General features: G+C 33.5%; 4 protein-coding genes and 1 riboswitch. Of the genes, 3 read left to right on the top strand and 1 reads right to left on the bottom strand.

Going from position 1 to position 7,361, the window contains the following annotated elements; all coding sequences use genetic code 11:
* Positions 1-2,170, bottom strand: a 2,170-nt coding sequence (locus tag U9R42_14475) for a TonB-dependent receptor (protein MEA3497229.1), incomplete at its 3' end; no start/stop codon positions are given.
* 111 nt (positions 2,171-2,281) lie between these two features.
* Positions 2,282-2,504, bottom strand: a riboswitch (cobalamin riboswitch).
* A 129-nt stretch (positions 2,505-2,633) separates the two neighbouring features.
* Here U9R42_14475 and U9R42_14470 point away from each other — a divergent pair.
* From U9R42_14470 to U9R42_14460, 3 genes are all read left to right on the top strand, one after another.
* Positions 2,634-3,272, top strand: coding sequence for a T9SS type A sorting domain-containing protein (locus tag U9R42_14470; GenBank protein ID MEA3497228.1), 639 nt, complete (start codon positions 2,634-2,636; stop codon positions 3,270-3,272).
* Positions 3,273-3,304: 32 nt separating this feature from the next.
* Positions 3,305-6,445, top strand: a complete 3,141-nt coding sequence (locus tag U9R42_14465) for a hypothetical protein (protein MEA3497227.1) — start codon at positions 3,305-3,307, stop codon at positions 6,443-6,445.
* Between the two features lie 78 nt (positions 6,446-6,523).
* Positions 6,524-6,802 (top strand): Dabb family protein, encoded by a 279-nt coding sequence (locus U9R42_14460; protein ID MEA3497226.1) that lies wholly within the window; start codon positions 6,524-6,526, stop codon positions 6,800-6,802.
* Positions 6,803-7,361: the final 559 nt, after the last annotated feature.

Genomic DNA, 7,361 nt, shown 5'->3' with positions numbered 1-7,361 from the left:
TTGTTGAATATCCGTTTATTTCAATATAATCAGTGTCAAAAATATTTTTTACCTGAATTGCAACAAATAAATTTTCTAGAATATCGTACTTCAATGAAATATCTGAAACATTATAACTTTTTACAAATTCCTTGTCAAGTGCTCCATAGGGTCCCAGTGTGGAATTGTAAGCAACATCAAACTTTTGACCTACAAAATGTGAGGCGAAATTAAATCTCAATTTTTTTGAAATCAAATAAGTAATACTTAGGTCAATCATACTGCTTGGTCGTCTTATCAAGCCAAGATTTTCGTTTTCTTTGTTGTCAACAAAAATTCCGCTTTCAAATAATTGTACATGATGTCCTCCTGTTTGAGATGTATCAATTCCATCAGTGCTGGCAATTGTTAAGCCTGTTAAATATGTAAAATTTCCACTAATAAAAATTTTTTTTTCAATTTCGGTATTAAATGCTAATTCTACTCCGTTAATTTTTTGTTCTGATAAATTAATATAAGTATCGCCTTTATAATCATTTCTTAGCCAGTCATTTCCAAGTGTATCAATTCCTATGTTTTTGTCCCATAAATAAACATATTCAATTAAATTTTTAATTTTTGTATTGAAAAACGCAAGTGAAAAGTTGGTGTTTTTATTTATTTTTTGTTTAAATCCAAACTCAAAAGAAAGGGATGTTTCAGGACTTAGATTTTCGTTTCCTCTTGATGAGTAAAATCCAAAACCTTTGTAGGGAGAATAAAGTCTGTAAAGTGATGGTGCATTAAAAGCAGTAGAATATGAAGCATAAAAAATTGTTGCGGGATTTATTTTGTAAGAAGGATTAATTTCATAAACAAAATTATTTCCAAAACTACTATGATTTAAAACTCTTGCTCCAATGCTGAGATTTAATGCTTTAAGTTTCTCTGAAATTATTTTGCCATTAATATCCGTATGGAAAAACAAACTTTTGGTTTTAGAATTTAAATCAAGGGAATCCAAATCTGTTGTTGATTCATAAACTCCAAAATATGAGCTGTAAGAATAAACATAATTGAAATTATTCATTTTTTCTTCGTTGAGATTTACTCCCAAAATTGCTGATATTTTCCCTGAATTATATTTTGCAAGCATTTCGTTTGTCAAGTATGAACCGTCAAAAATACTTTTTGCATATTGGTGATCATAAGTTCCTAAATTACTTACAACAGATGAATCGTCAATATCTTTCCTTTGCATTTGGGAATATCCACCTGAAAAAGACATTGAAAAATTATCCGATAATTTGTAATTAACACCGTAGTTTAATAAGCTCCTGTTAAAATCAATATATCTGTTATCATCATCTTTAAATGCAGTTTTGTCAAGGTCAGCTCTTTGACTTGTTTTTTTGTATGAAACAAAAAAGTCAATATTATTATTTCTGTAACCTGCTTTTGCCAAGTAATCAATTTTTTCAAAATTGTCTTTATCGGGATTATTGAATGTTGCCGGATTTGTTATGGTATCAAGAGTTGCATCAATGCCTTTAACATTTTTTTGAAAGGCGGAAATGTCAAAATATAATCCGTTTTTAAAATTTAAATTTAAAAATACATTATCAGTTGTTGAATAATTTCCTTTTCCAAACGTTCCTGTTTTTAATGAAACACCTGCATTTAAAAAGTTTGAACTATTCTTTTTTGTGATAATATTAATAATTCCTCCAATAGCAGAAGAACCGTAAATTGTACTATGCGAACCACGAATTATCTCAATGCGTTCAACATTAACGAGTGATAACTCCGATAATTCAATGGCATTATTTACAGAAGAAGGGTCGCTGATTCTTATGCCGTCAATCATCACCACCGAATGATAACTGTTTGTTCCTCTGATAAATAAGCTTTGGTTAGAAGCTGCATTTTGTCTTGAACCAATTACTTGAATTCCTTCTGTAGCTTTAAGCAAATCACCAACATTCTCAAACATTGAGTTATTTATTTGATTAGCATCAATAACGCTTATACTTCTGCCAACATCATAAGGGTTTTGCTCTGTTTTTGAGGCACTTACAATAACCTCGTCAAGGGTGTAAGATTTTAACGAATCCTGCTTCTCATTTTTTTGAGAATACAAATTGAAATTAAAAACCACAATTAATGCGGAAAACAACACTATTGTTTTTTTCGTTTTAAGTAATTTTTCCATTTTAATAAAAGTTTTAAAAGTTAAAAAAATAATTGCTTTTAAAACTTCCGGTTAGCCTTGAATAAACTGTGATAATTCAGAATTCATCCATTACTTTTTATCCCGAAAGCAAATAATAACATCTTCAATGGCAGGTCTTCTGACTTTTCTCTGATTTCGGTAACCTTCCCATGCTTCATGTTGCACAGTGGTATTGAATGACCGAAATCCATGTTTCTAATTTTATTAGAAACGAGAATTACAGCAGCGGGTACTGTTTCCGATTTTCACGGAATTCCCTATTAGTTCTTTTATTCAGATTGAATAATTGAACACCATTAAGAGCATCAAAGATAGAGAAGAAATATTTTAAATTAGAGTAATTGGATAATTTTAAAAAATATATTTTTGGAGATTAAAAAAATATTTATAACTTTGTTGTCGATTTAATCTTTATTTTATTTTTTCACTAAAAATAAGAATTATGAAAAATTTTTACATTATCAAAAGGGTGATAATGGGAGTACTATTGTCCCTATTTTTTATTACTTCATTTTCTCAAGAAGTTGTTAATGTGTCAGTAACACAACCTTTTTCCTTGCAGTCAGATGCTGGAACGGATACTTTTATTTATAAAGGAGAAAGTACTCCTATTGGCGGTAATCCAACTGCAATAAAAGGTACTTTACCTTATACTTATTCGTGGACACCTGTAGCAAGCTTAGATGATGCAACAATTGCAAATCCTACTGCTACACCTGATGTTACTACAGTTTACACTGTTTTAGTAACTGATATCAATGGTTGTACAAGTACGGATAGTATTAAAGTCAAATCAGTGCCAACGTCAATTTTTAATTCTGTAAATGATTTATCTTTTAAAATATTTCCAAATCCGAGTTATGGAATATTTAACATTGCTATTCAAGGATATTTAAATGATACGGAATTGAATATAGAAGTTTATAATGCTTTGGGAAAAACAGTTTATTATAAAAAGATTGGAAAAATAAAATATAGATATCAGGGAAAGATTGATTTGAATAATGAATCTGCTGGGATTTACATTGTAAAACTTAAGGGTTCAGAATCGTCAGTATTTAAAAGAATCTCCATAAAATAAACTTATTTTGAATAATTAAAAAAGTTAAGACTATGAATACTATAAAAAAAATATTTTTACTATCATTTTTTACTTTATTCCTTTTTACCTCAACATCACTTATTGCACAAGTTGAAATATGTGAAGGCGAAAGTGTAGAAATAAATTTAGGAACCTATATTGGAACAATTCAATGGCAAAAATCTAAAAATCTAACTAGCTGGACAGACATGAGTGGTGAAAATTCTACTCAACTGAACATCACACCAAGTAAAAGCTATTACTACAGAGCTTCTGTTGTTGATGGAACTTGCAACCCTGTTTATTCGGATACTACTTTTGTTGAAGTTCATTCTATGCCTATTGTAGATGCAGGATTAGATACTTCAATTTGTAAAGGTGGAATAATGACAATTGGTGGATCTCCAACGGTAAAAAATGGAACACCACCTTATAATTACACATGGACACCTTCGGCAGATTTAAACAGTGGTAGTGTGCCTAATCCTACATCTTTTACAGATGTAACGACAACTTATAAAATAACCATAGTTGATGATGCAGGTTGTACAGGAGAAGACGAAATGCTACTAACTGTTTTTATCCCTCCTGTGGTTGATGCAGGAGATGATGTATCAGTTTGTTCGGGTGTAGCTGCTACTCTTGGTGGCTCACCAACTTCATCAGGTGGTAGTCCTCCATATTCTTATAAGTGGACACCGGATACTGACCTTTCAAATAATAAAATAGCAAACCCTGTAGTTGAAGTTGAAGTAATTTCTCAAACAATAAAAATTTATAACTTAAAAGTTACAGACTCAAAAGGATGTTATAACACAGATGGAGTTGTTTTAACAATAGGACCTATTCCTATTGCCAATGCAGGAAAAGATACCGGGCTTTGTTCAGGAAATGTAAAAATTGGTGGTAGCCCAACAGCAAGTGGCGGTATCCCACCATATACTTATATTTGGAGTCCTTCATTAGGTTTGACTAATACTTCTGTTTCAAATCCTTTAGCATCTCCGAATAATACAACTAATTACTTTTTGAAAATTATCGGTAGTAACGGATGTGTGGATTATGACACGGTAAATGTGAGGAGAGCTCCATCACCAATAGCTGATGCAGGAATAGATAAAAATATTTGTAAAAATGGTTCTGTTATAATTGGCGGATCGCCTTCCGCTTCATCGGGTACGCCTCCATATATTTATAGCTGGTCACCTTATATGAGAATATCAAATCCAAATGTTGCAAATCCATCAGTTTATCCCAATGATGAATTGGATTATGTTTTAAAAGTAACCGATCATTATGGATGTGTAAGTAGAGATACTGTTAATATTTCTGTTGGAACAGCCGACCCCAATGCAGGAGTTGATACATTTATTTGCTACGGAGAAAGTATAGTAATAGGCGGTAATCCTGTTGCAACAAGAGGTGTACCTCCTTATACTTATTCATGGACACATGCTAGCGATTTAAATAATTCTAATTTAGCAAATCCTACAGCAACACCTTCTCTAACCACAATATACAAAGTTACAATTACAGATTCACTTGGTTGTATAAGTTATGATTCACTTGAAGTTTTGGTTGACCCAATTCCAATTGCAGATGCAGGAATTGACACTATTACTTGTACTCATTTAACAATTGGTGGTTATCCAGTAGCAACTTCAGGTACTGCACCATATTCATATTTATGGACACCTGCAACAGCTTTATCAGATTCTTCAGCATCTAACCCTGAAGCTTCTCCTTCATCTACAACTACTTATGTTGTTAAAGTAAGTGACCATTATAATTGTAGTATTACAGACACTATGGTTTTAACTATTGCTTCTGCACCTGTTGCAGACGCAGGTACTGATAAAGGTTGGTGTACAAATGCTGTAACAATAGGAGGCTCACCAACAGCATCGGGTGGACTTTCACCATATACTTATATTTGGATGCCTTCTACAGGATTATCAAATAATTTAATTGCAAATCCGACTACAAATTTAAAAACACAAACAACTTATGTTGTTAGAGTAAAAGATGATAATGCTTGTGTTGATTTTGATACAATGGAATTATCAACAGGTTTGGTAGTTGATGCAGGACGTGATACTGCAATTTGTTCAGGGACATTTGCTATTGGTGGCTCACCGTCAGCGTACAATGGAGTTACTCCTTACACATATAGCTGGAGTCCTTCAACAGGATTATCAAGTACTTCGGTAGCAAATCCTGTAGCAGGTCCATCGGCAACAACAACATATATTTTAACAGTTACTGATGGAAACGGATGTATTAATAAAGATACAATAGTTCTTACAATTGGGAATAATGTAACAGGCACACAAACTTTTACTTATACAGGTAGCTCACAATCTTTCACTGTACCTGGTGTATGTATTACAGAAATTACCGTAACTGTAAATGGAGCTGGTGGCGGAGGATCATCAGGAGGCGATGGCGGCAAAATTGTTGGTACTGTTGCTTGTAACTCAAACCAAACATTTACTGTTATTGTTGGTGGAAAAGGAGCGAATGCAACTTATAATAGGTGTGGACAAGGTGGTGGTGGATTTTCCGGATTACTATTAAATGGCAACCATATAATTACAGCAGGAGGCGGTGGCGGTGCTTCTTCTACAAATGGAACTACTAATGGGACAGGTGGAGATGGTGGCTACCCCGGACAATCAGGAACAAATGGTGGCTGTGGAAGTGGAGGAGCAGGAGGTTCAACAGGATTATCAGCTGCAGGTGGAATTGGTGGAGTAAGTGGAGGGCAAGCAGGAGACGCTGGAACATCATCCGGTGGTGGTGATGGAGGTGATGGTGCCTCAAATCAAGCTTCAGGTGGAGGCGGTGGCGGATACGGAACTGCTGGTGGAACAGGTGGAACACAATATTCAGTTACTGGACAAGCAGGTAATGGCGGCTTCGGTGGCGGAGGCGGAGGCGGAGGCGGTGGCTGGGGAAGTACCAACAGCCGTCAAGGTGGTGCTGGAGGCGGTGGCGGTGGCTATCGCGGTGGTGCAGGTGGAACTGCCCCTTCAGGATGTTCTACTTCCGGTGGCGGTGGTGGTGGCGGTGGTGCCAACCACTTTGATTCTACTACTGTTTCTTCTGTTACAAATACCGCAGGTGGCGGGGCTTCATCACAAAATAACGGAACTGTTATTATTAGCTGGTAAGGAAGAAGTACTTGAAAAAATAGATTATAAACCGCAGTTTCTTTACTGCGGTTTTTTTTAATCACAAAAAATAAAATTATGATACGCCACATTGTAATGATAAAACTCAAAAACTTTAGTAGCAAAGAAGTAAAAATAACTAATGCAAAAAAATTAAAAAGTGAACTGGAAAACCTTGAAAATAAAATTGATGAAATTAAATATTATGAAGTAGGTTTAAATTTAAGCACTTCTCCATCTGCTTATGATGTTGTTCTGGTTTCAGACTTTAATAACATGAAGGAGTTGAATGATTATCGCATTCACCCTGAGCATATAAAAGTATTAGATTTTTTGAAATCAATAATACCAAATTAACATCAAAACACCCGATATAAATCATTTCTATTTCCCTTTTTTGTCGTTAAAAATTATTTCCGTAGCTATAGCTATGCAAAGAATTTTTGCCTAAAAAAAGAAAAATATAATTTAATTTATTTATCAGGCGTTTTGAAATTAAATTGGTATAACAGAGAAAACAGCAGTTGTTGATTTTGAAAAATAATTTTTAAGGAGGTTCTGTAAATATTGTCTCTAAGAAAACTTTGTATTACTCATTATACTTGGGCTTTGAATTTAAAATGGATGTGAATGTAAAAGTCATTCAATTGTCATTAATAGTCATTTAGCCAAGCTGTCATTGGATTTTTTAACTTAATGACAATTTAATGACAATCAAATGACTACTTTATGATATTAGATTCAAGCGACAAAATACACATAATATTCTAACAGTCAAAAATATACGAATTTTCTTATAGCCACTATTTACAGAACCTCCCTTTATTTATTTTTGTAATTAGTATTTGTTTTCACAATATAATCCCAATTATCAAAAGCCTTGTTGAATTCATCAGGAAAAGCTTTTCTTAATTCA

The organism is Bacteroidota bacterium (assembly GCA_034723125.1).
Lineage (GTDB): Bacteria > Bacteroidota > Bacteroidia > CAILMK01 > JAAYUY01 > JAYEOP01.
This window is presented reverse-complemented; position numbering and strand designations above follow the sequence as displayed.

Bases quoted from the DNA above. Each gene is read 5' to 3' on its own strand.
- U9R42_14470 (MEA3497228.1), top strand. From the start codon at position 2,634: ATGAAAAATTTTTACATTATCAAAAGGGTGATAATGGGAGTACTATTG.
- U9R42_14465 (MEA3497227.1), top strand. From the start codon at position 3,305: ATGAATACTATAAAAAAAATATTTTTACTATCATTTTTTACTTTATTC.
- U9R42_14460 (MEA3497226.1), top strand. From the start codon at position 6,524: ATGATACGCCACATTGTAATGATAAAACTCAAAAACTTTAGTAGCAAA.